The following is a 25,670-nucleotide window of genomic DNA, read 5'->3' as shown; positions in this document are numbered from 1 at the left end:
AAATATGCAAAAAAATCAATTTCGAGATTAATTGTAATCCTTGGTATATATCGTGTCAACGAATAATTGTAATTAATGAATATAAAAAAATGATAATTTCCTATTTGTTCATTTTTTTATTACAATATTATCAAAAGGATTATTGCAAACTTTAAAAAAAAACTCTAATATTAGATTATCTTTGTTTACCGAAAAGGTGATATTATGATAGTTGGAAATATAGTAAAAGAAGTGCTTGCATATAAGAAAGGACAAATTCAGCAAAAGCTAAGTAGTCCACAAGCATTTGTTAGTAGTCGTTTTCAAGAAAAGTTGCAGAGTGAACCTGTAAAGGAGACGAAGGCTACTACGCAACCGGCAAAAGTAGAAGATATGAGTCAGCCGGTACAATCTACGAAAATAGAAACGGTTGTTAATAAGCCGGAACAATCTATTAATAAAGTAGATGAAGCGAGTAAGCCCGAAGAAAAGGGTGAAACGAAGAAAGCAGATGAAGTGCAAGTTGCGCAAAAAGAGTTTGAACGACGTTTCCCAGAAACGAAAAATGAGGCTGCTGATACGTGGGGATTAACGAAGAAGTATAATATTCAAAAAATACGTTCTTCCAATGAAGGGAAGTATGAGGATATTATTGATCGAGTAAGTCGTACATATGGAATTCCAAAAACGTTAATTCAAAAAATGATTGAAGTAGAGTCTAATTTTAATCCGAAAACGGTGTCACATGCCGGTGCGATGGGACTTATGCAGCTTATGCCAGCGAATGTGAAGGAGATGGGTGTGAAGAATCCCTTTTCACCAGCTGAAAGTATTGAAGGTGGCGTGAAAGAGTTAAGCGGTTATTTAAAGAAAAATAACGGCGACTTAGTATTGGCGCTTGCTTCTTATAATGCTGGCCCTGGGAATGTGAGAAAGTACGGAGGCGTACCGCCATTTAAAGAAACGCAAGGATATATTAAAAAAATATTAAATATCGACGTTTCAAAATAGGGAGTTTCATATATAGAGAGAACATGAAATTTTCGTGAACATGATATGGGAGTTGGCTAGATTTGAAATTACAAGATGATATTCCGTTAACAATTTATTTTGAAATCGGAAATACGAAAAAGAAAATTGAAGATTTGCTTCATATTACGAAAGGTACATTGTATCGTCTTGAAAATTCAACGAAAAATACGGTGCGTCTTATGCTTGAGAATGAAGAGATTGGAACCGGAAAGATTTTAACGAAGAATGGGAAGATGTACGTTGAAATCGTTGAATTGAAAAGGTAGGGAAGGGGATTGTCATGAGTGGCGAAAAATTAAGCCAAGAGCAAATTGATGCCCTGCTGAAGGCGGTAAATGAAGGCGAGGAAATGCCAGCTTTCGCACAAGAAGCAGGAAAGCAAGAGAAATTTCAAGAGTATGATTTTAATAGACCAGAGAAGTTCGGTGTTGAGCATTTACGTAGTTTGCAAGCGATTGCTTCTACGTTTGGAAAGCAGACGTCACAGACGTTATCAGCGCGTATGCGTATTCCAATTGAACTAGAACCTTCAACAGTTGAGCAAGTTCCATTTACGAGTGAATATGTGGAGAAAATGCCGAAAGATTATTATTTATATTGCGTAATTGATCTCGGTTTACCAGAGCTTGGAGAAATTGTTATTGAGATTGATTTAGCATTCGTTATTTATATTCATGAATGTTGGCTTGGCGGAGATAGTAAGCGTAACTTTACGATGCGCAGACCGTTAACAGCGTTTGAGTTTTTAACGCTTGATAATATATTCTTGCTTCTTTGTAAAAATTTAGAGCAATCATTTGAAAGTGTTGTTGCGATTGAACCGAAATTTGTAACGACGGAAACAGATCCGAATGCATTAAAGATTACGACAGCGAGCGATATCATTTCATTACTTAACGTAAATATGAAAACAGATTTTTGGAATACGACGGTGCGTATCGGAATTCCATTCTTATCTGTTGAAGAAATTATGGATAAGTTAACGTCTGAAAATATTGTCGAACATTCTTCAGACAAGCGTAAAAAGTATACGTCTGAAGTGGAAGTGAAAGTAAATCAAGTGTACAAACCTGTTCACGTTGCAATTGGTGAGCAGAAAATGACAATGAGTGAGATTGAACAAATTGAAGAAGGCGATATAATTCCGCTTCATACGAAAGTTTCGGATGAATTACTTGGTTATGTAGATGGAAAGCATAAATTTAATTGTTTTATTGGAAAAGATGGAACGCGTAAGGCGCTCCTATTTAAAAGTTTTGTAGAGTAGGAGGATCCATATGAAGCATGAAGTATCTCCCGTGTCATTAATGGGATTAGAAGATTTTGCAGGAAAGCGAAATGAAGCAGGTAAAGCACATATTGATACTGTTTCAGATATTTCGATTGAACTTGGTGTAAAGCTTGGAAAGTCATCTATTACACTTGGTGATGTAAAGCAGTTAAAAGTTGGCGATGTTCTGGAAGTAGAGAAAAACTTAGGACATAAAGTAGATGTGTATTTAAGTAATATGAAAGTCGGCATCGGTGAAGCAATCGTAATGGACGAAAAATTCGGTATTATCATTTCTGAAATTGAAGCCGATAAGAAACAAGCGGCGCTCATGAAAGCGCAAAGTCAAATGCAAGATAAAGAGTAGAGGAGGAGTCATATGTCGTATATGACGACCTTATTTCAAGTCGTTTTACTGTTTGGTGCGCTCGGTTACGGTGCATATTATATGACGAAAAAGACGCGCAAACAGCAGTTTTTTAAGCAGGGTGAAAATGGACATATTCAAGTAAAAGACGGCGTTTATTTAAATCATCAAACGAGTGCCTTTTTATTTGAAGTGGACGGAAAGCAAGTGTTCACTGTTATTAGTAATAACGGTGTGCAGTCTGTGCAATTAACCGGAACAGGAAATCAGTTTCAACAAGCACTAGAAGACGCGGTGAAGAGTGAAACGAAAAAAGTAGAGGATCCATCATGAGAATAAAGAAACAGTTATCATTATTAGCCGTTATTTTCGTATTTTCTATTGTTTTTTCAATTGTTTTTGTAAATCCAGCGTATGCAGCCCCGAACGGTTTTATTAATTTCGAAAATGGAAAAGAGTTTACGAGTAATTCAAGTGTACAACTATTTGCACTCGTTACCCTTTTATCATTATCTTCTTCTATCGTTCTATTATTTACACATTTTACTTATTTTATGATCGTTCTAGGGATTACACGTCAAGGACTTGGGGTAATGAATTTACCACCAAACCAAGTGCTTGTTGGACTTGCATTATTTTTATCACTCTTTACGATGCAGCCTGTACTTGGGCAACTGAAGAGCGATGTGTGGGATCCGATGACGAAAGAGAAAATAACGGTAAGTCAAGCTGCGGAGACGACAGCTCCTATTATGAAAGAATATATGTCAAAGCATACGTATAAGCATGATTTAAAAATGATGTTGAAAGTACGCGGAGAACAGTTGCCAAAAGATTTGAAAGATCTTTCCTTATTTACACTCGTACCATCCTTTACGTTAACGCAAATTCAAAAGGGTTTACTAACAGGGATGTTCATTTATTTAGCGTTTGTATTTATAGATTTGATTATTAGTACACTTTTAATGTACCTCGGGATGATGATGGTACCGCCGATGATTTTAAGTTTACCGTTTAAAATACTCGTTTTCGTATATTTAGGTGGATATACAAAAATCGTCGACATTATGTTTAAAACGGTCGCCTGAAGCGTTTGATGCTATGTGATAGGAGTCATATAAATGAATACGTCACCAATTATAGATATTTTTCAAACCTTTTTTTATAAAGGGGTTATGATTTTAATGCCGGTTGCCGGCGTAAGTATGATTGTCGTTATTATCATCGCTGTCATTATGGCGATGATGCAAATTCAAGAGCAAACGCTGACGTTTTTACCGAAAATGGCGAGTATTGTCCTCGTTATTATCATTTTAGGTCCGTGGATGTTTCAAGAGTTAACGACGCTTATTTTAGATTTATTTGATAAAATCCCATCGCTATTGCGTTCGTACTAAGATAGGTGAACTGAAATGAATATGGAATTATGGGCGGCAACGTTTTTTGCGTTTTGCCGCATTACTTCATTTTTATATTTTTTACCGTTTTTCTCAGGACGATCTATTCCAGCAATGGCGAAGGTTACAGTTGGACTTGCTCTTTCAATTACAGTGGCTGATCAAGTGGATGTCTCTCACATCAAGACAGTTTGGGACGTTGCAGCTTATGCAGGAACGCAAATTGTAATTGGATTATCACTTTCAAAAATCGTAGAAATGCTGTGGAACATTCCGAAAATGGCGGGGCATATTTTAGACTTTGATATCGGTTTATCACAAGCAAGTTTGTTTGATGTAAATGCGGGCTCACAGTCTACTTTACTATCAACCATTTTTGATATATTTTTTCTCATTATTTTTATTTCACTTGGCGGCATTAATTATTTCGTTGCCACGATTTTAAAGTCGTTTCAATATACAGAGGCGATTTCAAAATTGTTGACGACTAGTTTCTTAGATAGTCTACTCGCAACGCTATTATTTGCGATCACATCAGCGGTTGAAATTGCTCTTCCGCTTATGGGAAGTTTATTCATCATTAACTTTGTTCTAATTTTAATTGCAAAAAACGCTCCGCAATTAAACGTTTTTATGAATGCATACGTAATTAAAATTACATGTGGGATTTTGTTTATTGCGATGAGTGTACCGATGCTCGGTTATGTGTTTAAAAATATGACGGATGTATTACTAGAAGAGTATACGAAACTATTTAACTTTTTCTTAACGAAGTAGGGGGACGCGCATGGCAAAGGATAATAAAACAGAAAAGGCCACCCCGCAGAAGCGTAAAAAATCGCGTGAAGAAGGGAATATTGCCCGGAGTAAAGATTTAAATAATTTATTTTCCATTCTCGTATTAGCAGTTGTCGTTTATTTCTTCGGAGATTGGCTAGGGTATGAGATTGCAAATTCCGTAGCGGTGCTGTTTGATCAAATTGGAAAAAATACAGATTCAACCGAGTATTTTTATTTAATGGGGATTTTATTACTGAAAGTATCGGCTCCGATATTAATACTCGTATACGCTTTTCATTTATTCAATTATATGATTCAAGTCGGCTTCCTATTTTCTTCTAAAGTCATTAAACCGAAAGCGTCACGTATTAATCCGAAAAACTATTTTACGAGACTGTTTAGTCGTAAAAGTTTAGTAGATATTTTGAAATCACTATTTTATATGGGATTAATCGGTTACGTCGCTTACGTTCTCTTTAAAAAGAATTTAGAGAAAATTGTCAGTATGATTGGATTTAACTGGACTGCATCACTTACTGAAATTATTAGGGAAATTAAATTTATTTTCTTAGCAATTTTAATTATTTTAATCGTTCTTTCTATTATTGATTTCATTTATCAAAAATGGGAGTACGAGCAAGATATTAAGATGAAAAAAGAAGAAGTGAAACAAGAGCATAAAGATAATGAAGGGGACCCGCAAGTTAAAGGGAAACGAAAAAACTTTATGCATGCAATCTTGCAAGGAACAATTGCGAAGAAGATGGATGGCGCAACGTTTATTGTAAACAACCCGACTCATATTTCGGTCGTACTTCGTTACAATAAACACGTTGATGCAGCACCAATTGTCGTTGCAAAAGGGGAAGATGAGCTCGCATTATATATACGAACGCTTGCCCGTGAACAAGAAATACCAATGGTGGAAAACCGTCCGCTTGCTCGTTCTTTATATTATCAAGTCGAGGAAGATGAGACGATTCCAGAAGATTTATATGTAGCTGTAATTGAAGTTATGCGCTATTTAATTCAGACGAATGAACTTGAAGTATAATAGCGCGTTTGGAGGAGATCTCTTTGTTTAAGATAGATTCTGCAAGAACCTATTTTTCTATCTTTTTAGCAGCGTCATTCGTAGTGGCGCTCTTAATTCCACTTCCACCATTTATACTTGATATCATTATCGTTTTTCTACTAAGTATGTCAGTGCTTATTTATATGCGAGCGACAAGTATTAACGAGTGGGATGAATTAAAGTCATTTCCAACGATGTTGTTATTAATCGGGATTTTCCGCGTATCGATTAACGTATCGACGACGCGAGCGATTTTGACAGATGGAAATGCAGGTCATGTTATTGAAGAGTTCGGCCAGTTCGTAATTGGCGGAAACTTATTAATTGGTATCGTTATTTTTACAGTATTAATCATATTCCAGTTTATCGTTGCAAACGGTGCGTCTCGTACAGCTGAAGTTGCAGCTCGTTTTACACTTGATTCTTTACCAGGGAAACAAATGTCTATCGATGCTGATTTAAACCAGCGTATTATTTCAGAAAAAGATGCACAAGCAAAACGAAAAAAATTAAATATGGAAACAGAGTTTTACGGGGCGATGGATGGTGCCGGAAAGTTCATTAAAGGGGACGTTATTTTCGGGATTGTCATTTTATTCGTAAACATTATTTTCGGTTTAATTGTCGGAATGATGCAGCAAGGGATGAGCTTTGCAGATGCGGCTCTTCATTATACACAGTTAACTGTCGGTGACGGAATCGTAAACCAAATTGGATCGCTAATGCTTGCAATTTCAACAGGTATTATCGTAACGCGTGTATTTGACGGCTCACCGGATACAGTAACAGAAGGTATCTTTAAAGAGTTATTAGCGCATGAAGTCGTTGTATATGCGCTCGGTGGTTTATTTATCGCAATGGGTATTTTTACTCCGCTACCATTTCTACCATTCGCACTCGTTGGCGGAACAATTATCTTCTTAGGAATTCGTAATAAAAATCGAATAAAGAAAGAAAAAGAAGACGAGCTTCAAAAAGAAATAGAAATGATTCAAGGCGAAGATGAGCAACTGCAACAAGTGGAAGATTCATTTGGAGTATTTACGGATAAATATCCAATTATAGTAGAACTCGGTTTAGATTTAGCAGCACTTGTAAAGCAGAAAATTAACGGAGAAACAGCGCGTGATAAAGTTGTTCTTATGAGGAAGTCAATTATTACTGACCTTGGTATTAACGTTCCTGGAATTAACTTTAAAGATAATACGAGTTTTAGACCACGCGGACGTTACATTATTCGAATTAAAGGTGCGAAGGCGGCTGAAGGTGTTTTAAAATCAGGTTATTTATTAGCACTGAAAACACCGAACGTAATGGCTGATTTAGATGCAGAGCCAGCGAAAGATCCAATTTTCGGTGAAGATGGATATTGGATTTTAGAGCATATGGTGCAAGATGCACAAATGAAAGGCTATCAAGTGTTAGAGCCACTTAGCATATTAATTACACATTTAGATGTTGTCGTTAGACGTAATCTTCACGAATTAATTCAGCGTCAACATGTAAAAGACTTAATTAACTCGCTTGAAAATGATAATGGCGTTCTATTAGAAGAGATTAAGAAAAAAGAAATTGATTTATCACTCGTTCAAAATGTTATTAAACAACTTCTAAAAGAAGGTATTTCTATTCGTGATTTACCAACAATTATTGAAGGTATTATTGACGGCAAAGAAATTTATCAAAACCACGTGGATGGTGTAACATCATTTGTTCGTGAATGTATTTCAAAAGTTATTTGTGAAAATGCGAAAAATCCAGACGGAAAAATATATGCAGCGCTCTTCTCTGATTCAATTGAGTTAGATGCGGATGTTGTGAATAATTCATATCAAGGTTACTTATTAAACTGGGATTTAGATTTAGAAACACGTGTCGTTGAGCAAGTGCAGCGCGTCTTTAAGCAAGCACGTTTAATGGGAAGAGAGCCAGTGTTATTAACACGTAGAAAAGATTTTAGATTTGCGATTGTAAGATTGCTAGAACGTTATCAAGTGGAAGCACAAGTACTTTGTATTAGTGAATTAGCACCAGAAATTGTTGTGGATCAAATTGCCTATATTGAATAGTAGGGGGTGAAGTAATGGAAAGTACAGAAAAGAAAGAAGCGTTAATGCGAATAAAAGCAGCTTCGAAAAATGAATTGTATCGAAAGTTATTTGACCAATATGGTACAGATTATTATTACGTTGTCGATGAAAGTGTAAAACGAAATATACCGTTTTTCTGGAAAAAGGATTATGAAATGTTAGTTGCTTTTCCAGAAGAAAAACAGGAAGAAGTGAATGAAGGTACAGCTCAATTTCATGAACAGTTAATGGATGTTGTGAATGATCCTTCAGAACAAATTGTGAAGGCGAATGGAATTCAATCAGTACTGCACAATTTAGAAAACGTAACGACTTCTATGTCATACGCGGCGATGCAAACAGGAAATAGTGAAGAATGGGCAAGAAAAAAAGAGAAACTATTAAAGCTGTTTGAAAAAGGAATTGTCGTGGTGAAACAGACGAAAGAAACGGAAGTAACGAAAAAGAAAAAAGTTGTGAAACAAGTCGTTCCGGTAAAGAAAGAAGAAGTAGTTCCAAAGAAAGAAAATCAAGAATCTGTACCGTTTATTATTCAAAAAGTAATTCGGATGCTAGAACAAAACGATGTGGAACAATATTTCATTCATGCATATGCTGAAAAGTTAAAAATAAAGTTTGAAAATGCAACGATGATTACGGAAGAAGAAGTTATCAGGTACATATTGGAAGATATGAAATCTCATTTCAATACGGAAAACGTCTTTGAAAAAGAAGTACAAACAATTGCATTAATAGGTCCAACTGGCGTTGGTAAAACGACGACACTTGCGAAAATGGCATGGCAATTTCACGGTAAGAAAAAAACAGTTGGTTTTATAACGACCGATTATTCGCGCATAGGGACAGTGCAGCAATTGCAAGATAACGTAAAGACAATTGGATCTGAAGTAATTGCTGTGCGTGATGAAGCTGCAATGACAAGAGCGCTTATGTATTTTAAAGAAGAAGCACGCGTCGATTATATTTTAATTGATACAGCAGGGAAAAATTATCGTACGTCAGAAACAGTGGAAGAAATGATTGAAATGATGGGACAAGTAGAACCAGATTATATTTGTTTAACGTTATCAGCTTCAATGAAAAGTAAAGATATGATTGAAATTATTACAAACTTTAAAGATATTCATATAGATGGTATTGTGTTTACGAAATTTGATGAAACAGCAAGTAGTGGCGAATTGTTGAAAATTCCAGCAGTATCATCAGCTCCTATTGTATTAATGACAGATGGCCAAGACATAAAGAAAAATATACATATCGCTACAGCTGAACATTTAGCAAAACAAATGTTACAAACATCGTAGAAAAGAGGTGAAGAATAAGGCGCTTGCCTTATTCAAACGAATATGAACGGTCTTTATATAGGTTCTATGGGCATGATGAATTACATGCAGCGCATTAATGTTCATTCGAATAACGTTGCAAATGCTCAAACGACAGGATTTAAAGCAGAAAATATGACGTCTAAAGTATTTGATGTACAAGACACATATCGCCGCGGAGATGGGGCGGTAACAAATATCGGTTCGGTCGATTACGCTGTAGTACCAGCTGCAACGCATGTGAATTTAGTACAAGGAAATATACAAATGACAAATAGCGCTACAGATTTCTTTTTAGATGACGGCGCGGCTGGTACAACATCATTTTTTGTTACTTCTAAAAATGATGAAACGTTTTTAACGAGAGATGGTAGTTTCACATTAAATAGTGATCGTTATTTACAAACGTCATCTGGTGCTTTCGTAATGGGAGAGAATAATGAGCGTATTCGTATTCCAGAAGGAGCAAAGGTTGCTGTACAAGCAGACGGTACATTATATGATGAAGTAACACAAAATAATATTGGTCGTTTGCAAACAAAAACAGTAGATGCAGAAACGAATGCACGTCTCGTGCAACGTGAAAACAAAAGCTTTACACTAGCAGAAGGAAACATTGCTAATTTACCGAACGGAACAGGAATAGTAAAAAATCATATGCTAGAAAATTCAAATGTAGATATGACGAAAGAGATGGCAGATCTTATGACAGATCAAAAGATGATTCAAGCATCACAGCGTGTTATGACGTCATTTGATAAAATTTATGAAAAAGAAGCGAATGAAATATTGAGATAGTGGACTCCTAATAAAGGAGTCTTTTATTAATTTTAAATTTCAGAATTATCAATTGACTTTACGGAGCTTCTTTTTTATATTAGTAGGTATAACTATAACTACTAAAGAGGTGAGAGTATGGCAACGGCATTATATTTAGAAGATGCATACAAAACGAGTTGTGAAACAGAAGTGATAAAAGTAGAAGGGAATAAAGTATTTGTAAAAGAAACAGTTTTTTATCCAGCTGGTGGAGGGCAGGAATGTGATACGGGTGTCATTGTACAAGATGGGTCTGTATTTGAGGTTGAAAAAGTAAAGAAGGAGCAGGGAGAAATAGTTCACTATATAAAAGATGAAGCTCAAGTAAAATTAGGTCCAGTTAAATTAGAGATGAATTGGGAAAGACGTCATAATTTAATGCGTCATCACTCTTTACTGCATCTTATCGGAGCTGTTGTTTATGAAAAATATGGAGCTCTATGCACTGGAAATCAAATTTATCCTGATAAAGCACGTATCGATTTTAATGAGTTACAAGAGTTATCGAGCATGGAAGTAGAAGAAATTGTTGAGGAAGTGAATAAACTTATTAAGCAAAATAAAGAAATTTCCACTCGTTATATGAGCCGCGAAGAAGCAGAAAATGCTGTAGGAATGATTAAAACAGCAATAAATCTCCTGCCAACTACTATCCAAGAAATCCGCATTGTTACAATTGAAAATTTAGACGAACAAGCTTGTGGAGGCACACATGTGAAAAATACGAGTGAAATAGGAACACTTGTTATTGATAAAGTAAAAAGTAAAGGGAAGCAAAATCGTCGTTTTGAAGTAAGGGCGATTTAGATTGTGAGGGGTTACCGATGGATGAAATTATAAAGGAGTTACAAAAGTTAGGATTTTCCCAGTATGAATGTAAAGCGTATATTGGACTACTAAAACATTCCCCAGTAACAGGCTATGAAGTGAGTAAACAAACAGGAGTACCTCGTTCTATGATTTACGAGGTACTCGGTAAGTTAATGGATAAAGGAGCGGTGCATATTGTACCTTCTGAACCAGTGAAATATGTACCAGTACCAGCTACCGAATTAATGAATCGAATGCGAAAAGACTTTGAAAAGTCCTTTGAATTTTTAGATGAGAAACTAAATTGTTTAGAACAAGAGCGACAAATAGATGTAATTTCGCATATTCGCTCAAATGATCGTGTTTTAAAAGAAATATGCAATATAATTAGTAGAGCTAAGGAAGAATTATGGATTTCTGTATGGGAAGATCAAGTGCATGAAATTGAGCCATACATTCATCAAAAGGAAGAGGAAGGCGTACATATATTTTCAATCTTATTTGGAGCTCCAGAAACAAAAATAGGAGCGACGTTTCATCATAATTATATGACGCCCCACGTCGTTGAAAAGAGAATGGGTGGTCATTTAACTGTTATTGCTCGTGATGGAGAGGAAGTATTAATTGCGAACTTCTCAAATGATAGCACTTCATGGGCCGTTACAACGTATGACCCAGCGCTAGTTCTCGTTGCTACAGAGTATGTGCGGCACGATATTATGGTTGAAGAAATCACAAAGGAATTTGGAGCTGATAAGTTAGATACGTTATGGCGTGAAAATATAGATTTAGTTCATGTCGTAACAGGAAAACGAACTTTAGAAGGAATGGAGGATGATAGAGATGAGTAAAGCTCAGGCACATGTAGCTTTGCAGAGCGATGATACATTTCAGCAAGGAGTAAAAGATTGTTTACCAACTGTATTTGGTTATTTGAGCATCGGTATAGCAGCTGGTGTAATTGCAAAAACAGCAGGTTTTTCTATCATTGAAATTGCATTTATGTCGACTTTAATTTATGCAGGTTCTGCCCAGTTTATATTAGCTGGTATGTATGCAGCCGGTGCTCCTGCTTCCGCAATTATTTTTACTGTGTTTTTTGTTAATTTACGCCATTTATTAATGAGTGCTGCCCTCGCGCCGTACTTTACGAAACTACCTCTATTAAAAAACGTCATTATTGGTTCGCAAATTACAGATGAAACGTTCGGCGTCGCAGTGCAGCATGCAGCGCAAAAAGGATATTTAGGCGAAAGATGGATGATTGGGCTAAATGTAACGGCTTATTTAAACTGGATTCTTGCTACTATCATTGGCGGGCTATTTGGTGAGTGGATACCAGATCCACATACATACGGGATGGATTATGCATTACCAGCGATGTTTATCGGATTATTTGTACTTCAGCTCATAAGTAGTAAACCAAAGCTAGCAATTCATTTAAGTGTTGCAATTGTAGCGATTATACTTGCATACGTTTCACACTTAATTATGCCAGATAGTATAGCGGTTATTATCGCAACATTACTAGCTGCGACGATTGGAGTGGTGATTGAAAAATGGAAATGAGATTAGATGTATTATTACTTTTACTAGCAGCAGGAGCTGTTACACTCGTGCCACGTATTTTACCTCTACTCGTATTTAGCAAACTACAAATTCCAGACTGGGGTTTAAAATGGTTAAATTACATACCAATTGCAATATTAGCAGCACTTTTAGCACAAGTTTTATTTATGCACGAGACGATGCAGTGGGATTATCTTATTGCAGCAATTCCAACATTTCTTGTAGCGATATATACTCGTAGTTTATTAGGTACAGTATTAACGGGAGTGGTTGTGATTATTTTGTTACGTTTCTTTTTCTAAAAAGGATTACGCTCATATAATAGCGAAAAGTGTAATAACATGAAAAATATAGGGGTGGTGTTATGATACTTTTAACGATAGGAGCAATTTTGTTAACGTTGTTTATTTTCTTTATTATCGGTTTCGTTACGTTTATGATGTTTGTTGATAAGGCGACACCTCAAATATATTATACACCTTGTGAATCAGTGACAGTGAAAACTAAAGGTAAACATAGAAGGAAGAAAAGTTGAAAGTTGGCTTTTCTTCCTTCTTCTATTACATCCCCGAAAGAACTAACAACAACAGCCCAAATAGAAAACTAATAAAGGAAAGAAAAACAATACATATCGAGAACACACGATTATTTCTCCATTCGTGCCAAAAAGCGATAAATCCTAAAATACAAAGGAAAAACCAAATGGGCAGGAATATGAACTCGCTAACTTTCTCGGGGAGTAACGAATAAAAAGTTGTTACATATAAAATCCAATTTGTAAAAAATAAAATGCAAATGATAATAGATTGTAAGTAGGGGCGGTTGAAAAATATCCCTTTTTTTACGGTTTTAAAAATGATAGTTAGCGCTGAGATAAAGGCAATGAGTATGAAAACAAGTAAGAGTAATGTCAGCGTCATTTTGAGTCTCCTGTATAAGATTGTTTTTATCACGCATGGGCAGTAAGACCCACACCTTAAAACTCAACGTAAGAAAAGAGATTAGGTGGGGGATGCCCCCCCACTGATTGAAGTTTCACTTTACAAGAAATGAATCTATTAAATTGTATGCTTCTTTTGTAGAGTGCCCGTTATATTTTTCAGTGTACGGATTTAGAAATCCATGTTCACCGTGTAGTTGTTTTATTTCTAATAAAGGGTTATTCTGTTGCTGCAATGTTTGAATGAAAGAGGATACTGAAAAACTAGCTTCTTTTTCAGGGAATATAAGTAATGTAGCGCATGTAGGCTTTATGTGAACATAGTCGCGTATACGAGAACCGTAACATCCGATAATAAAATCTATTTTCGGATTGTTACTACATAGCCATGAGATGGTAGCTCCAACACTAAAGCCGATAAGTCCAATATGTGTATAACTACTAGAAAGATGAGAAATGAATTCTTCAATTTGCTTTTTTCCATCATCAAATCCAATATGATTTACAAAATGTTCATATGCTTTTTCTTCATCACGATAATGAAATGCGTGTTGTGATTGTAGAAGATTAGGACAGAATACATCTATATGAGATGAAGTAAAGTGCTGGGTAACGTGATGCATATGGTCGTTCACACCATATATTTCATGAACAATAACGAGAGCTAATTTTTCCTTCATAGTTATAAAGTACCTCTATGAAACTTAAATTCTTTCTCAACAAGGCAAATACGCAGATGGAAGTTTTCATACCATTGCTCACGACCTCTTTTTTTCGCTTCTTTATGTAAGGTGTTCTTCTTCCAATTTTCAATCGCATCAAGTGATTCCCAATAAGAAATTGTTATTCCGAGTCCAGAATTACCTCTTGCACTTTCTACACCTAAAAATCCAGGTTGTTGCTTTGCAAGTTTCTCCATTTCTTCGGCAACGGTATTATAGTCTGTTGTATCATTTGATAAATTAGAAGTGAATATAACTGCATAATAAGGCTTGTTTTTTTCTAAAGTAGATGCCATTATTTTTCCTCCTTAATGTATAGTACGAATAATTAATCCATAGTTTGTATTTTAGCAGGTCACAAAAAGAAAAGAAGTAGAAAGTTCTTATTTTTTCAGCTCATGTAAAATAAAGGGTTGAAGAAATTTATAGTAAGTAATCTGAAAGAAGAAAAATGCCACTTCAAAAGAGAAGTGGCATTTCTTATATTTCCTCTAAGCTATTAACTGGAACAGTTAATTCGCGTTCTGGGTTTTTTACTTCATATATGCGGGCGGTTTCATTGCTTTCATCGACGTGTTGAATCATAACAGGCATGCCTTGAAAACTGACATTGGCTTGCTCTGCTGACACAGAAAGCTCTATTGCACGTTGTATATTCATTTATATTCCTCCCATCATTATTATCTTTGCTAAAAAAGAGGAATAATATACCATTTAGAGACATTCTTAAAGTTTTTGTATTATTTGTAATGTTTCTTTAATAAATGAAGTGAAGATGGAATCAGGATAGGACTGTACGATTTCATATGCTTCTGTTACTTCTTCAAGAGCTCTTTTTTTATCATTAAGTTTCACATAACAAAGAGCGCGATATGCCCCAGCTGTTGTAAGTCGTGCGTGATCAAGTGGATGGTTTATATAATCTGGTATGATAGCGCGTTGCAATGTTTTTAAAGCTTCTTCGTATTGTTTTAAACCATACAAAGCTTTTCCTTTTTCAAGATAATATGATCCATCATCTTGAAAAATTGGCTCATCTTTTAATTTTTCTCGAAATTGTTCTAAATGTTCTAATGCAACTGTATATTCATTAGCAATTGTGTTGTAGTAGAAAGCTTTTAAAAGATCAATAACCGCCGCAGAGAAATTATCTTCTGTAAAAATGGCGAATTGCTCTGATTTTTTTATGTAATGTAAATATTGTTCTTTATCAGCCGTGATTACTTTTTGATAAGATAAAATACGATAAAATTCATCTGTTTTATAATACACTTGATGCTTTTTTGAAAATGCAAGTGCATCTAAAATGACACTTTCACATTGTTCGTAATCACCACATGCAAGAAAAATAATTGCTTCATATAAATATAATTCGATATGTATAATGAGATCCATTTCTAAATGTTTCTCTTCATAGTCATTTCGGATACTAGCTATAAGTTGTAAACATTCAGCATATTTTTTACGTGTGAATATCGTAAAGGATAATTTTAATTTTGTTTCCGTACTATCCCGGTATAACGTATATTTCTCAAAAATAGAAGTAGCCTTTTCAACGTAATATTCAATATTGTAATCTTTCATTTTAGCCGCAGCTGTTACAAACTGTTTATATAAACGAGCAGTATTCAAAGTGGGAGGTAGCTCTTTTTGAACGATCGGTAGTAAAACCTCATATACTTCATCGTACTTGTTTGCTTTTATTAGTTTCTCCGTTTGTTGAATGAGTTCTACAATTTCTACATCATCATCTTCTAATAAAAAACTTGTTTCACATTCAAGTTTGTCAGCGATATATTGTAGTGTTTTCATAGAAGGTGTAGCTTTTCCATTTTCAATTTGACTTAGCATACTTTTTGTGAGTTCTGAACCTGCTAGATCAGTTTGAGTAAGCTTTTTTTCTTTTCGTAACGTTTTAATTTTTTCACCGAGAGTAGCCATATAATTGCTCCTTTATAGTTAGAAAGTTAAATGTCATTAAACTTTTTGTTGTAAAAATTGGAAAGTTAATTATATAATAAGTTTAACACAATTTAACTTTTAAGGGGAGAGTGTCAAAAATGGGGGATATAAGTATAGGACAACATGATTCAAGAATGAAGATTGCAACGAGAAATATTATTTTAATGATGATTGGGAAAATGACGTCTTTGCTAGGAGCCGGTATTTATACGTTTGCAATGGGATTATACGTATTAAAGACTACGGGTTCAGGAATGGGGTTTGCAACTACGCTTATTTGCGGATCGATTCCAAGGCTAATCTGTGGACCGATTGCTGGTGCTGTAGCTGACCGCGTCAATCGAAAATGGCTTGTTATTGGCACTGATTTATTAAGTAGCTTAACGATGCTTATTATGTTTATTCTTGCTACTATATTTGGACCGTCACTTCTTTTTATTTATATTTCAGCAGCATTATTATCAATTTGTGCAAGTTTTTATTCTGTTGCATTAACTTCGTCTATTCCGAGTTTAGTAGATGAAGGACGTATTCAAAAAGCGAGTGCTTTGAACCAGACGGCAGCTTCTTTATCAAATATTTTAGGGCCGATTATTGGCGGAGTTGTATTTGGTTTCTTTTCAATTCAGTCGTTCTTTTTGTTAAATAGCATTACATTCTTTTTAGCGGTTGTTGTGCAATTATTTATCGTATTTGATTTATACAAAAAAGAAATGGCTGAAAGTAAAGAGCATTTCTTGACGAGTATAAAAGAAGGGTTTTCATATGTAAAAAGACAGCATGAAATATATGGTTTAATGAAAATTGCAGTAGGGGTAAACTTTTTTGCGAGTGCACTTTTCGTTTCACTTCCATATATTATTGTTCAAAATTTGCATCTATCTTCGAAGCAACTCGGTGTTGTAGAGGGAATGTTAGCAGTTGGGATGTTAATTGGTGCAATTGCGTTATCAGTACGTAAAGAAGTGAATAATCCGTTTCGTTCTGTTTATATTGGGTTGCTTTTATTTGCGGGCTTGAGTTTATGTACAGTGTTTCCATTAGTAGTCACCATCCCGAAAGTAGCAAGTTTTATTTACTATATCGCTTTTATGATGTTAACTGGTATATCAATGATGGTTGTAAATATCCCGATGCAAGTACATTTGCAAAAGACGACAGATCCAAGTTATTTAGGACGCGTTTTCGGCTTACTTGAAACAATTTCTACTGCAATCGCACCGCTCGGTATGATTGTGTATGGATTATTATTAGATATGTTGCCAACTAGCATTGTTATGATGACATTAGGCGGAGGTTTATTGTTAGTTGTATTAGTAGGAATAAAGAAGCATGTAATGAAAAAGCAAGTGGATGTGTCTGTCTAAAAGGCAATTTGACTTAATAAAATAAAAATGACCGAATTAGTATTTTAGTTTTTGAAACTCTTTTTCATGTATGTTACAGTATAGTGAGCAGGAAAAGAAAAGGAGACAACAGCATGAAAAAATTAAGTTTTGTTATGCTTTTTCTATTAGTCGTAATGGCTGGATGTAGCAATTATGACACATATATTGAAACAGGTATGCAATCATTGAAAGATGAAAAGTATAGTGATGCAACAATGTGGTTCGAAAAAGCAGAAAAAGAGAAATCAGGAAATGAAGCGAAATCATATAAAGAAGTTGCTGAGAGAATGGATCACGGAGCAACAGCATTAAAAGACGGTAAGTATTTAGAAGCGAAAGACATTGCAAATGAAGTGTTACAAAAGAAAAAAGATGATGAACTTGAAAAAGCTGTAACATCAAATGCAGAGAATATGCTTCAAAAAGCAAAAGATGTGGAAGAGAAAGTAAATGAAAGAGTGGCAAAGCGTAGAAAGGTAGAAGAAGAAGGAATCGATAAACTTATTAAAGCTGTCGATAGTATAGATGAAGTGAAAGAAAAAGAGAAGAAAGTATCAGAAGCATTAGATAAGGCTGAAGAGGCGCAAGCAAAAATTGAGGCAAAGAAAAATAAATAGATTTATAGTTTAAAAGGCTGTCGTGCATAACGACAGCCTTTTAATTTTTTGTTGTAAATGAAGTGATGCTTTGTAGTAAAAAAGAAATGATTTTAGAATTCCATCTGTCCTCATGATGAATCGTATAAATATTACGCTGAAATTCAAATTCAGGGATTGGTATATAGCATAGCTCATTTCGTTGTATTTCTTGCTCGATAGCAAGTTTAGAAATAAAGGCAATTCCATTACCATATTTTAAAATTTGTTTCATCGTTTCTAATGAGTCTAATTCAATTTCAGATTGGAATGTAATGTTGTGCGCCAACGTCCATTGTGTAAGTAAATCTCTCGTTGTAGATGGATTACGATGCAATAGTATGCGTTCCTTTTCGATATTTTGTAACGATACATTGTCTTTCTTTGAAAAATGATGTTCTTTGGAAAAGGCAAGAACAAGTGTATCGGGCATTATATTCGTTTGTTTTAAAAGTGGTTCATCCAATGGAGCAGCGGAAATTATCCCAAGATCGATTTCGTGATTTTGTAGCATCATTCGAATTTCAGGGGCTGTTTTCACTAGTAGCGTTATTTTTATATTGGGAAATTCGCATTGAAATTGATGAACGACTTCTGGCAAAAGATAAGTCGCTGGTACATAACTAGCGCCGATTGTTATAGCACCTTTATGAAAATCTTTAAACTCTTGCGTGACACGTCTAGCTTCTTTCATAAGCGCATCTATTTTACAAGCATAATGGTGCAAAGCCTCACCAGCCTCTGTTAAGAAATACCTTCCAGAACGTAATTCAAATAAAGACACACCGAGTTCTTCTTCTAAGCTTTTTATATGAAATGTAATAGTTGGTTGTTTAACGCCAAGTTTTTCTGCAACGATTGTAAGCTTTTTGTATTTCTTAATAAGTACTACAATTTCTAATTTTAAGAGATTCATTATGAATTGCCGCCTTTTTTATTTTAACTATAGAAAAAATCTATAGAAATAAATAGTTTATTAGAAGTTTTTTAATTTAATCTTTACAGTACATTAACATTGAGTATAAATCTTCCATATAGAATGAAAGCAGGTTAAGAATGAGGGGAGAGAGGTGAAGCAATGGATATTACAATTAGTGGATTAGAAAAGACATTTGGAAAAATACAGGCGTTAAAGCCGTTGCAGATTGTAATGAAACAAGGGGAATTCACTACACTTTTAGGACCTTCGGGGTGTGGGAAAACGACTTTGCTTAGAATGATAGCAGGACTTGAAGAACCGGATAAAGGAGAAATATATTTTGGAGACCAGTGCATGTATTCTGCTACAAAAAAGATAAAGACATCTCCTCATGAACGGAATATCGGTATGGTATTTCAAGATTTTGCTTTATGGCCGCACATGACTGTTTTTGAAAATGTTGCATTTGGTTTAAGGGCTACAAAGCAAACGAATCATTTACGAGAAAAAGTAGAAGATGCGATAAAGCGAGTTCGCCTGCAAGGTATGGAGAAACGGTATCCACACGAACTTTCTGGTGGACAGCAACAACGTGTCGCATTCGCTAGAGCAATTGTAACAAAACCTCACTTTATTTTGTTTGATGAACCGCTAAGTGCACTCGATGCAATTTTGCGAGAAGAAATGAGAATAGAGCTTATGGATATCGTTCATTCCATTGGTTTAACTGCACTGTATGTCACTCACGATCAAATAGAAGCAATGTCAATGTCAGACCAAATTATTGTCATGAAACAAGGAGAAGTATTACAAAAAGGAACACCGGAAGATATTTATGTGAAACCGTCTCATGAATTTGTTGCCAAATTTGTTGGTAAGGCGAATTGGCTTGTAGAGGGTGAAAAAATGATTCGTCCAGAGCATGTGAGTTGGACAAAAAATGATGTGTGCGAAATGTATACAGGTGAAATTCAGCACGTTACATATGTAGGAGAACGTTATGAAGTGAAAGTAAATATGGGGACTTTAGGCATCTGGACAGCCTATCACAATAGTAAGCTAAGCATCGGTAAACCAGTATCGTTATATGTGCCAAAAAAATGTATTCATCATATAGGGGGAGAATCGTATGAAGAAATTCAGTTCGCTTAAGTCTTTATTTGTATGTACTTTATTATTTTCGGCTGTAGTAACAGGGTGTAGTTCAAAGACAGGTAATGCAGATGCAAAAAGTAAAAATACGAATGAAAAGAAAATTGTTGTATATAGTGCAGGACCAAAAGGGTTAGCAGAAAAAATTCAAAAAGACTTTGAAAAGAAAACTGGTATAAAGGTGGAAATGTTTCAAGGGACAACTGGTAAAATTTTAGCGAGAATGGAAGCTGAAAAGAAAAATCCAGTCGTTGATGTAGTCGTACTTGCATCATTACCAGCGATGGAAGGATTAAAGAAAGAGGGTCAAACGTTAGCTTATAAAGAAGCGAAACAAGCTGATAAGCTGCGTTCTGAATGGTCAGATGATAAAGGACATTATTTCGGGTATAGTGCTTCAGCATTAGGGATTGTGTACAATACAAAAAATGTGAAGACAGCGCCTGAAGATTGGAGCGATATAACGAAAGGAGAATGGAAAGGGAAAGTGAATCTTCCAGATCCAGCACTTTCAGGTTCAGCTTTAGACTTTGTAACAGGATACGTGAAAAAGAATGGACAAGATGGATGGAATTTATTTGAGCAGCTTAAGAAAAATGAAGTTACAGTAGCAGGAGCAAATCAGGAAGCGTTAGACCCAGTTGTAACAGGTGCGAAAGATATGGTCATTGCGGGTGTTGATTATATGACGTATAGCGCAAAAGCAAAGGGTGAACCTGTTGATATTGTATATCCAAAAAGCGGAACAGTTATTAGCCCACGTGCAGCTGGGATTATGAAGGATAGTAAAAATGTTGAAGGTGCAAAAGAGTTTATTGATTATTTATTATCCGATGATGTACAAAAACAAGTTTCTAAAGCGTATTTATTGCCTGGTAGAACAGATATAAAAGCTGAAAATAGACCAAATGTAGAAGAGATTCCAGTATTAAATATTGATTGGAAAACAGTTGAGAAAGAGCAAGATGAAATAGGAAAACAATTTAAGAAAGTATTTCAATAAGATGGTGATTCCATGGTAAATCGATTCGTATCAGTAAGACAAGTTGGAATGACGGTAGCGTTATTACTTGTGGCGATGTTAATCGTCATTCCACTTTTTCTTATTTTATTTTCTAGTGTATATGAAAATAGTAGTTGGAACTTTTTAAAGCCTTTTGAAGTGATGCAGAGTGGTGGATTAGCGGGGATTTTTCTAAATTCGATGCTTCTAGGTGTACTCGTTGTAATAGGTGCTACAATATTTGCATTTCCATTGGCATTTATTATGAGCAAAACAGATGTAGGAAAGTATAGTAAGTTAGATATTGTTTTTATGATTCCATTTATGACACCGCCGTATATTGGATCGATGGGCTGGATTTTGTTCATGCAACCTAACGGCTATTTTGAACAATTTTTCCCGATGCTAAAGACAGTTTCATCATCGTTTTTTAGTTTAGGAGGTATGGTATTAATTATGAGTCTGCATTTATTCCCATTCCTTTATTTCATGCTGAAAAACACGTTACTTCAGATTGGGAGTAGTAAAGAAGAAGCTGCAGCAGTTCATGGCGGAAGTTTTTTCTATCGTTTAAGAAAAATAATATTGCCGTTATTAGTATCAAGTTATGTAATGGGTGCTTTACTCATTTTCGTAAAGACGATTGCTGAATTTGGAACACCGGCTACATTCGGACGTAGAATAGGATTCCACGTGTTAACATCAGAAATCCATAAATTTATTTCGAGTTGGCCAATTGATTTTAGTAGTGCAACAGCATTATCTTCTTTATTACTTAGTGCTTGTATGCTCATTTGGTATATGCAAAATGTATTGAATCGAAAGTATTCATATGCAATAGTTAGTGGAAAAGGTGTGAAATCTAAAAGATATACTTTGTCTATATTTACGCGCGTTGTAGCATGGATGTATGTAATTGGTTTATTAATCGTATCAATTGGAATTCCATACTTTTCTATACTTATTGCTTCTTTTTCAAAATTAAGAGGCGGCGGTTTACATGTAAATAACTTTACAACAAGCCATTATGAGGCATTGTTTACAATGGGATCTCCGGGATTAGAGGCTTTATGGAATAGTTTTCTTTTTTCACTCGTAACAGCGATTATAGCGGTAATGATTGGAGTCTTTTTGGCACTTATGATTCGAAAGGGGAAAAAAACCTCTGAAAAATGGCTTGATATGTGCGGTATGTTACCGAATATGGTACCAGGAATCGTTATGGTTGTAGGTCTTATTCTATTTTGGAATTCACCATATATGCCTATGTCAATTTACAATACACCAGTCATGGTTATCGTAACGTATGTTGTGCTGTTTTTACCTTACACGGTGCAATATGTAAAATCATCACTCGGACAAATTGATGATTCTCTCATGCAGGCAGGAAGTGTTTTTTCTGGAAATTATATTTATATTTTTAGAAAAATAATATTGCCTCTTATTATCCCAGGCATTCTTGCTGGATGGGCGATGACATTTACAATTTCGATAAGAGAGTTAGTAGCATCGCTTCTCGTATTACCTCCATCAGTAGAAACGTCAGCAACGTTTATTTTTGCTCAATTTGAACAGGGTGAAGTATCTATAGGCATGGCGATGGCCGTTGTTTCTGTTGGGCTTACAACAATATGCTTATTACTGCTACAACATATGGAGCAAAAACGAAAAGGGGTAGCATGATGAGAGTGGAAGTATGGGGAGGAGCAGGAGAATACGGTCGCTCCTGCTATTTTGTAAAAAATAAAGAGACGAAAATAGTATTTGATTGTGGTATTAATCGATCTTATGAGGATAGTTACCCAAAAATAGAGAGAGAAGCTGTTCCATTTTTAGATGCGGTATTTTTATCACATATTCATGAAGATCATACGATGGGTTTACCTTTATTAGCGAAGTATGGCTATAAGAAAAAAATTTGGACGACTCGTTATACGAAGGAGCAACTGCCGTTATATTATGAAAAATGGAGAAACTATAATGTGCTGCAAGGGTGGAATTTACCTTATAGCGACCAACATATAAAAGATTTAAATTATGTATGTATTGATGAGATTAGCAATCCAAATGAATGGGTACAAATTACTCCTACATTGCGGTTTCAATGGGGATATAGTGGGCATGTATTAGGAGCTGTTTGGTTTTTAGTTGATATGTGTAATACATACGTATTTTATTCAGGCGACTATTCAGCAGAGTCTAATATACTACGAGCTAATTTACCTGAGAAATTGGGCCACAATATAAAAGTTGCAATTGTAGATGCCGCTTATCACACAGAGGATGTTTCGCAAAATGAAAGATTAGACGATCTATGTGCAGAAATTGAACGAGTTATGCAAAATAAAGGAATAGCATTATTACCGCTGCCACAACTTGGTAGGGCACAAGATATAGTATTGTATTTATATGAACGATATAAAGAATTTCCGCTTATAGTAGATAAAGAAATTTTGGCTGGGTTTGAAGAGATGTTCGTATATAAAGATTGGATAAAAAATAATGAAGAACTTAAATGGGTTATGGAGAGTTTAAAAAGAAACATAATAGTGATGGATAATGATATTAGTATGCAAAATAGTTACGGAATAGTTGTAATGAGTGATGCGAATATGCAAACGAAACGAGCGCAGTTATATTATGAACAACTTCGGAATGAAAAACGGAATGCCGTTATTTTTACTGGGCATATTGCGAAAGGGAGTTTTGCAGAAAAAGTTATGAAAGAGCATGTAAGGAATACATGTAGGGTGAATCGAGTTGTGTATAAAGTTCACCAAAGTATAAGAGACGTTAAAGAGATGTTAAATACATTATTACCAGAACATACGGTGCTAGTGCACGCTTTGAAAGAGGATACGGATCGATTACAACAAAAGCTAAGTACAGCAGGATATGAAAATGTATATTCACTTGCAATGGAACGTATAGAAGTCATTTGAAATGTAAAGGGGATAGGTATATGAAAAAAGTATTTGTATTCGTAAGCATTTTCTTTTGTTGTTTCCTTTATAACGTTAAGGAAGGGTTTGCAGCTAGTCCAATGAAACCTAGTTTTGAAGTGAAGTTATTATTGAAGCCAGAACAAGTATTAGGTGATAACAAAGAGATGAAGCAAGAGGTACTAGAACATTTCCAGGCTGGTACAAAATATGAAAGAATACAAGTGCAATTTTTAGATACTGCGAATAAAAGTTTAAGCGAGGAAGGTTGGTTTGCTAGAATTCGAAAGAAAGAATTTAGTAAAGATTTTGAACTAACATATAAAAAAAGATATCCTATTCCAAATGGTGTAATTCAAGATGCACTAGAAGTAGCTAAAAAAGAAGGATTCGATAGTAATACGGATAGTTATGAGGCGGAAATAGATTGGGGATTTGAGAAGAAAACATTAAGCATTTCAAATAAGAAAAGTTACAGTGCTAAAGGATATGGAATACTTGATTTACCAAATAAACAAGCTGCTCAAAACATGTTAATAGAAAAATTACCAGGGAAAATGAACAAATGGTTGTATACAAATTGGGGAGAAGAGATGTTAAAGAATTCCCGTATTTACGGTCCTGTATTAATGAAACGATATACAGGAGAGTTTGAAAACATAAAAGCAAATATTGAAATTTGGCCATTAAGTAATATAGGAAAATTAGAAGATGACTTCGTAATAGAAGTGTCATTTAAAACAAATGAAGAAAGTATTGCGACAAAACAAAGGGAATTATTAATGGCGAGTTTAGAGAAAAAAGGCTGGTTGTTACCGAAAGATAGTTTGAAGACAGAGCTTATTTTTCAGTAAATAGTAAAAAGGAATCCATATGCCATGGATTCCTTTTTATATATGAGTATTAAGCTAAATCAGCTGACACGAACATATCACTATTTTGAAGGTTTTTAGAGCGTAAACTATACGCAACTACCTTCTTTTTATATTGTTTTACAACATCAACATGCTCTTCATGACTATAAATATAAAATGTAAAATCTTTTTTACCACGTTTTGCATTGATAATTAAAGGAGTGCCTTCATTATGGGGTGGTGCATAATAGCGATCTAAAAATAAACCTTCGTTAAAATCATGAATAATTTTTGATTTCTGTTCGCCTTCTACGTTATTTCCGTGAATTGTAATAGTCACATTCTCTTCTTCAAGTTGTGGATGTGTTTCGTACTTGCTAATAATGGATTCAATAACAGTGTTAGGAAGGCTAGAAACGATAATTTTAAATGCTCCAAATACAACTAACATTACAATAAACCAAGTCGTCATAGTATATCATCCCCTTTATTCTATTTAATAATATAACTCATATGGTAATAGTACATATGGTGAAGTTTTGTATAATTTGTGAAAAATATGCCATTTTCACGAACGAAATGTTAGAAAAATCAATTTTGTTACAAAAAGTTGAAATCGAAGTATTTTAAAAGAAAAAGGTTT

32 protein-coding genes are annotated in these 25,670 nt (G+C 34.9%); 25 read left to right on the top strand and 7 right to left on the bottom strand.

The features are described from left to right. Positions 1 to 204 precede the first annotated feature (204 nt). The 17 genes from BLT20_RS14335 (at position 205) to BLT20_RS14255 (ending at position 13,045) form a co-directional block, all read left to right on the top strand. Entirely contained in the window at positions 205 to 990 is a 786-nt protein-coding gene (locus BLT20_RS14335; protein WP_000635246.1) for a lytic transglycosylase domain-containing protein, read from the top strand. Positions 991 to 1,052: 62 nt separating this feature from the next. Continuing rightward, entirely contained in the window at positions 1,053 to 1,277 is a 225-nt protein-coding gene (locus BLT20_RS14330) for a flagellar motor switch protein FliN (protein ID WP_000775712.1), read from the top strand. 14 nt (positions 1,278 to 1,291) lie between these two features. Continuing rightward, positions 1,292 to 2,278 carry a flagellar motor switch protein FliM gene (gene fliM / locus BLT20_RS14325; protein ID WP_000012360.1) on the top strand — a complete coding sequence of 329 codons (987 nt, stop codon included), beginning with the start codon at positions 1,292 to 1,294 and terminating at the stop codon, positions 2,276 to 2,278. Between the two features lie 10 nt (positions 2,279 to 2,288). Further along, complete coding sequence (fliN, locus tag BLT20_RS14320; protein WP_000680010.1) at positions 2,289 to 2,648, top strand: flagellar motor switch protein FliN; 360 nt, start codon at positions 2,289 to 2,291, stop codon at positions 2,646 to 2,648. Between the two features lie 12 nt (positions 2,649 to 2,660). Continuing rightward, on the top strand, positions 2,661 to 2,981 hold the full coding sequence (locus BLT20_RS14315; protein WP_000121176.1) for a hypothetical protein: 321 nt from the start codon (positions 2,661 to 2,663) through the stop codon (positions 2,979 to 2,981). Continuing rightward, complete coding sequence (locus tag BLT20_RS14310) at positions 2,978 to 3,736, top strand: flagellar type III secretion system pore protein FliP (RefSeq protein WP_001220588.1); 759 nt, start codon at positions 2,978 to 2,980, stop codon at positions 3,734 to 3,736. The genes BLT20_RS14315 and BLT20_RS14310 overlap by 4 nt, the downstream gene beginning before the upstream one ends. Before the next feature lie 33 nt (positions 3,737 to 3,769). Beyond that, the gene (locus BLT20_RS14305) at positions 3,770 to 4,045 is read left to right on the top strand and encodes a flagellar biosynthetic protein FliQ (protein ID WP_001098085.1); all 276 of its coding nucleotides are present in this window, start codon (positions 3,770 to 3,772) and stop codon (positions 4,043 to 4,045) included. A gap of 15 nt (positions 4,046 to 4,060) precedes the next feature. After that, the gene (locus BLT20_RS14300) at positions 4,061 to 4,822 is read left to right on the top strand and encodes a flagellar biosynthetic protein FliR (protein WP_001055718.1); all 762 of its coding nucleotides are present in this window, start codon (positions 4,061 to 4,063) and stop codon (positions 4,820 to 4,822) included. Positions 4,823 to 4,832: 10 nt separating this feature from the next. Beyond that, complete coding sequence (gene flhB / locus BLT20_RS14295; RefSeq protein WP_001030111.1) at positions 4,833 to 5,879, top strand: flagellar type III secretion system protein FlhB; 1,047 nt, start codon at positions 4,833 to 4,835, stop codon at positions 5,877 to 5,879. 23 nt (positions 5,880 to 5,902) lie between these two features. Next, entirely contained in the window at positions 5,903 to 7,969 is a 2,067-nt protein-coding gene (gene flhA, locus BLT20_RS14290) for a flagellar biosynthesis protein FlhA (RefSeq protein WP_000472534.1), read from the top strand. 14 nt (positions 7,970 to 7,983) lie between these two features. Beyond that, entirely contained in the window at positions 7,984 to 9,294 is a 1,311-nt protein-coding gene (flhF, locus tag BLT20_RS14285) for a flagellar biosynthesis protein FlhF (RefSeq protein WP_000446184.1), read from the top strand. Positions 9,295 to 9,336: 42 nt separating this feature from the next. Continuing rightward, positions 9,337 to 10,110 carry a flagellar basal-body rod protein FlgG gene (locus tag BLT20_RS14280; RefSeq protein ID WP_001013935.1) on the top strand — a complete coding sequence of 258 codons (774 nt, stop codon included), beginning with the start codon at positions 9,337 to 9,339 and terminating at the stop codon, positions 10,108 to 10,110. A 117-nt stretch (positions 10,111 to 10,227) separates the two neighbouring features. Further along, positions 10,228 to 10,938 (top strand): alanyl-tRNA editing protein, encoded by a 711-nt coding sequence (locus BLT20_RS14275; protein ID WP_000179556.1) that lies wholly within the window; start codon positions 10,228 to 10,230, stop codon positions 10,936 to 10,938. 17 nt (positions 10,939 to 10,955) lie between these two features. Continuing rightward, on the top strand, positions 10,956 to 11,792 hold the full coding sequence (locus BLT20_RS14270; protein WP_000343360.1) for a TrmB family transcriptional regulator: 837 nt from the start codon (positions 10,956 to 10,958) through the stop codon (positions 11,790 to 11,792). Continuing rightward, positions 11,785 to 12,510 (top strand): AzlC family ABC transporter permease, encoded by a 726-nt coding sequence (locus tag BLT20_RS14265; RefSeq protein ID WP_000030490.1) that lies wholly within the window; start codon positions 11,785 to 11,787, stop codon positions 12,508 to 12,510. Before BLT20_RS14270 ends, BLT20_RS14265 begins: the two co-directional genes overlap by 8 nt. Next, positions 12,501 to 12,812 carry an AzlD domain-containing protein gene (locus tag BLT20_RS14260; protein WP_000425944.1) on the top strand — a complete coding sequence of 104 codons (312 nt, stop codon included), beginning with the start codon at positions 12,501 to 12,503 and terminating at the stop codon, positions 12,810 to 12,812. Before BLT20_RS14265 ends, BLT20_RS14260 begins: the two co-directional genes overlap by 10 nt. Before the next feature lie 62 nt (positions 12,813 to 12,874). Then, positions 12,875 to 13,045: a DUF3951 domain-containing protein gene (locus tag BLT20_RS14255; protein WP_000602244.1), complete on the top strand. Its 171-nt coding sequence runs from the start codon at positions 12,875 to 12,877 to the stop codon at positions 13,043 to 13,045. Positions 13,046 to 13,070: 25 nt separating this feature from the next. Here BLT20_RS14255 and BLT20_RS14250 read toward each other — a convergent pair whose 3' ends face one another. From BLT20_RS14250 to BLT20_RS14230, 5 genes are all read right to left on the bottom strand, one after another. Next, positions 13,071 to 13,430 carry a hypothetical protein gene (locus BLT20_RS14250; protein WP_002025604.1) on the bottom strand — a complete coding sequence of 120 codons (360 nt, stop codon included), beginning with the start codon at positions 13,428 to 13,430 and terminating at the stop codon, positions 13,071 to 13,073. A 115-nt stretch (positions 13,431 to 13,545) separates the two neighbouring features. Then, entirely contained in the window at positions 13,546 to 14,130 is a 585-nt protein-coding gene (locus BLT20_RS14245) for a dienelactone hydrolase family protein (protein WP_000660123.1), read from the bottom strand. A 2-nt stretch (positions 14,131 to 14,132) separates the two neighbouring features. After that, entirely contained in the window at positions 14,133 to 14,468 is a 336-nt protein-coding gene (locus BLT20_RS14240) for an antibiotic biosynthesis monooxygenase family protein (protein WP_000168851.1), read from the bottom strand. A 184-nt stretch (positions 14,469 to 14,652) separates the two neighbouring features. Then, the gene (locus tag BLT20_RS14235) at positions 14,653 to 14,832 is read right to left on the bottom strand and encodes an H-type small acid-soluble spore protein (RefSeq protein ID WP_001025733.1); all 180 of its coding nucleotides are present in this window, start codon (positions 14,830 to 14,832) and stop codon (positions 14,653 to 14,655) included. Between the two features lie 66 nt (positions 14,833 to 14,898). Continuing rightward, positions 14,899 to 16,113, bottom strand: a complete 1,215-nt coding sequence (locus BLT20_RS14230; protein WP_000212380.1) for a transcriptional regulator — start codon at positions 16,111 to 16,113, stop codon at positions 14,899 to 14,901. 119 nt (positions 16,114 to 16,232) lie between these two features. Here BLT20_RS14230 and BLT20_RS14225 point away from each other — a divergent pair, with 119 nt between their 5' ends. Both BLT20_RS14225 and BLT20_RS14220 read left to right on the top strand, forming a co-directional pair. Next, entirely contained in the window at positions 16,233 to 17,501 is a 1,269-nt protein-coding gene (locus BLT20_RS14225; RefSeq protein ID WP_000502477.1) for an MFS transporter, read from the top strand. Between the two features lie 113 nt (positions 17,502 to 17,614). Then, positions 17,615 to 18,139, top strand: a complete 525-nt coding sequence (locus BLT20_RS14220) for a COG3014 family protein (RefSeq protein WP_000736443.1) — start codon at positions 17,615 to 17,617, stop codon at positions 18,137 to 18,139. 40 nt (positions 18,140 to 18,179) lie between these two features. On the opposite strand, the gene BLT20_RS14215 is transcribed toward BLT20_RS14220, so the two are convergent. Further along, positions 18,180 to 19,073, bottom strand: coding sequence for a LysR family transcriptional regulator (locus tag BLT20_RS14215; protein WP_001050615.1), 894 nt, complete (start codon positions 19,071 to 19,073; stop codon positions 18,180 to 18,182). A 162-nt stretch (positions 19,074 to 19,235) separates the two neighbouring features. On the opposite strand from BLT20_RS14215, the gene BLT20_RS14210 reads away from it, so the two are divergent. Genes BLT20_RS14210 through BLT20_RS14190 form a run of 5 tightly spaced genes read left to right on the top strand, consistent with a single transcriptional unit; the run spans position 19,236 to position 25,027 of the window. After that, complete coding sequence (locus BLT20_RS14210; protein ID WP_000355540.1) at positions 19,236 to 20,228, top strand: ABC transporter ATP-binding protein; 993 nt, start codon at positions 19,236 to 19,238, stop codon at positions 20,226 to 20,228. Further along, positions 20,206 to 21,231, top strand: coding sequence for an ABC transporter substrate-binding protein (locus BLT20_RS14205; RefSeq protein WP_000714684.1), 1,026 nt, complete (start codon positions 20,206 to 20,208; stop codon positions 21,229 to 21,231). Before BLT20_RS14210 ends, BLT20_RS14205 begins: the two co-directional genes overlap by 23 nt. 12 nt (positions 21,232 to 21,243) lie before the next feature. After that, positions 21,244 to 22,914 carry an ABC transporter permease gene (locus BLT20_RS14200; protein WP_000248164.1) on the top strand — a complete coding sequence of 557 codons (1,671 nt, stop codon included), beginning with the start codon at positions 21,244 to 21,246 and terminating at the stop codon, positions 22,912 to 22,914. Continuing rightward, entirely contained in the window at positions 22,911 to 24,173 is a 1,263-nt protein-coding gene (locus tag BLT20_RS14195; RefSeq protein WP_033684367.1) for an MBL fold metallo-hydrolase, read from the top strand. The genes BLT20_RS14200 and BLT20_RS14195 overlap by 4 nt, the downstream gene beginning before the upstream one ends. A gap of 20 nt (positions 24,174 to 24,193) precedes the next feature. Then, positions 24,194 to 25,027 carry a hypothetical protein gene (locus BLT20_RS14190; RefSeq protein ID WP_000755313.1) on the top strand — a complete coding sequence of 278 codons (834 nt, stop codon included), beginning with the start codon at positions 24,194 to 24,196 and terminating at the stop codon, positions 25,025 to 25,027. Positions 25,028 to 25,076: 49 nt separating this feature from the next. Here the strand turns inward: BLT20_RS14190 and BLT20_RS14185 are convergent, their stop codons facing one another. Continuing rightward, a complete protein-coding gene (locus BLT20_RS14185) occupies positions 25,077 to 25,499 on the bottom strand; it encodes a YfmQ family protein (protein ID WP_000214603.1) in 423 nt (140 codons plus the stop codon). Positions 25,500 to 25,540: 41 nt separating this feature from the next. On the opposite strand from BLT20_RS14185, the gene BLT20_RS14180 reads away from it, so the two are divergent. Further along, a complete protein-coding gene (locus tag BLT20_RS14180) occupies positions 25,541 to 25,657 on the top strand; it encodes a hypothetical protein (RefSeq protein ID WP_001987133.1) in 117 nt (38 codons plus the stop codon). The last annotated feature ends 13 nt before the right edge of the window (positions 25,658 to 25,670 follow it).

It is taken from the genome of Bacillus sp. cl96 (genome assembly GCF_900100505.1).
In the GTDB taxonomy this organism is placed as follows: Bacteria; Bacillota; Bacilli; order Bacillales; family Bacillaceae_G; genus Bacillus_A; species Bacillus_A cereus.
This window is presented reverse-complemented; position numbering and strand designations above follow the sequence as displayed.

Bases quoted from the DNA above. Each gene is read 5' to 3' on its own strand.
- BLT20_RS14335 (WP_000635246.1), top strand. From the start codon at position 205: ATGATAGTTGGAAATATAGTAAAAGAAGTGCTTGCATATAAGAAAGGA.
- fliM (WP_000012360.1), top strand. From the start codon at position 1,292: ATGAGTGGCGAAAAATTAAGCCAAGAGCAAATTGATGCCCTGCTGAAG.
- fliN (WP_000680010.1), top strand. From the start codon at position 2,289: ATGAAGCATGAAGTATCTCCCGTGTCATTAATGGGATTAGAAGATTTT.
- BLT20_RS14315 (WP_000121176.1), top strand. From the start codon at position 2,661: ATGTCGTATATGACGACCTTATTTCAAGTCGTTTTACTGTTTGGTGCG.
- BLT20_RS14310 (WP_001220588.1), top strand. From the start codon at position 2,978: ATGAGAATAAAGAAACAGTTATCATTATTAGCCGTTATTTTCGTATTT.
- BLT20_RS14305 (WP_001098085.1), top strand. From the start codon at position 3,770: ATGAATACGTCACCAATTATAGATATTTTTCAAACCTTTTTTTATAAA.
- BLT20_RS14300 (WP_001055718.1), top strand. From the start codon at position 4,061: ATGAATATGGAATTATGGGCGGCAACGTTTTTTGCGTTTTGCCGCATT.
- flhB (WP_001030111.1), top strand. From the start codon at position 4,833: ATGGCAAAGGATAATAAAACAGAAAAGGCCACCCCGCAGAAGCGTAAA.
- flhF (WP_000446184.1), top strand. From the start codon at position 7,984: ATGGAAAGTACAGAAAAGAAAGAAGCGTTAATGCGAATAAAAGCAGCT.
- BLT20_RS14280 (WP_001013935.1), top strand. From the start codon at position 9,337: ATGAACGGTCTTTATATAGGTTCTATGGGCATGATGAATTACATGCAG.
- BLT20_RS14275 (WP_000179556.1), top strand. From the start codon at position 10,228: ATGGCAACGGCATTATATTTAGAAGATGCATACAAAACGAGTTGTGAA.
- BLT20_RS14270 (WP_000343360.1), top strand. From the start codon at position 10,956: ATGGATGAAATTATAAAGGAGTTACAAAAGTTAGGATTTTCCCAGTAT.
- BLT20_RS14265 (WP_000030490.1), top strand. From the start codon at position 11,785: ATGAGTAAAGCTCAGGCACATGTAGCTTTGCAGAGCGATGATACATTT.
- BLT20_RS14260 (WP_000425944.1), top strand. From the start codon at position 12,501: ATGGAAATGAGATTAGATGTATTATTACTTTTACTAGCAGCAGGAGCT.
- BLT20_RS14255 (WP_000602244.1), top strand. From the start codon at position 12,875: ATGATACTTTTAACGATAGGAGCAATTTTGTTAACGTTGTTTATTTTC.
- BLT20_RS14250 (WP_002025604.1), bottom strand. From the start codon at position 13,430: ATGACGCTGACATTACTCTTACTTGTTTTCATACTCATTGCCTTTATC.
- BLT20_RS14245 (WP_000660123.1), bottom strand. From the start codon at position 14,130: ATGAAGGAAAAATTAGCTCTCGTTATTGTTCATGAAATATATGGTGTG.
- BLT20_RS14240 (WP_000168851.1), bottom strand. From the start codon at position 14,468: ATGGCATCTACTTTAGAAAAAAACAAGCCTTATTATGCAGTTATATTC.
- BLT20_RS14235 (WP_001025733.1), bottom strand. From the start codon at position 14,832: ATGAATATACAACGTGCAATAGAGCTTTCTGTGTCAGCAGAGCAAGCC.
- BLT20_RS14230 (WP_000212380.1), bottom strand. From the start codon at position 16,113: ATGGCTACTCTCGGTGAAAAAATTAAAACGTTACGAAAAGAAAAAAAG.
- BLT20_RS14225 (WP_000502477.1), top strand. From the start codon at position 16,233: ATGGGGGATATAAGTATAGGACAACATGATTCAAGAATGAAGATTGCA.
- BLT20_RS14220 (WP_000736443.1), top strand. From the start codon at position 17,615: ATGAAAAAATTAAGTTTTGTTATGCTTTTTCTATTAGTCGTAATGGCT.
- BLT20_RS14215 (WP_001050615.1), bottom strand. From the start codon at position 19,073: ATGAATCTCTTAAAATTAGAAATTGTAGTACTTATTAAGAAATACAAA.
- BLT20_RS14210 (WP_000355540.1), top strand. From the start codon at position 19,236: ATGGATATTACAATTAGTGGATTAGAAAAGACATTTGGAAAAATACAG.
- BLT20_RS14205 (WP_000714684.1), top strand. From the start codon at position 20,206: ATGAAGAAATTCAGTTCGCTTAAGTCTTTATTTGTATGTACTTTATTA.
- BLT20_RS14200 (WP_000248164.1), top strand. From the start codon at position 21,244: ATGGTAAATCGATTCGTATCAGTAAGACAAGTTGGAATGACGGTAGCG.
- BLT20_RS14195 (WP_033684367.1), top strand. From the start codon at position 22,911: ATGATGAGAGTGGAAGTATGGGGAGGAGCAGGAGAATACGGTCGCTCC.
- BLT20_RS14190 (WP_000755313.1), top strand. From the start codon at position 24,194: ATGAAAAAAGTATTTGTATTCGTAAGCATTTTCTTTTGTTGTTTCCTT.
- BLT20_RS14185 (WP_000214603.1), bottom strand. From the start codon at position 25,499: ATGACGACTTGGTTTATTGTAATGTTAGTTGTATTTGGAGCATTTAAA.
- BLT20_RS14180 (WP_001987133.1), top strand. From the start codon at position 25,541: ATGGTAATAGTACATATGGTGAAGTTTTGTATAATTTGTGAAAAATAT.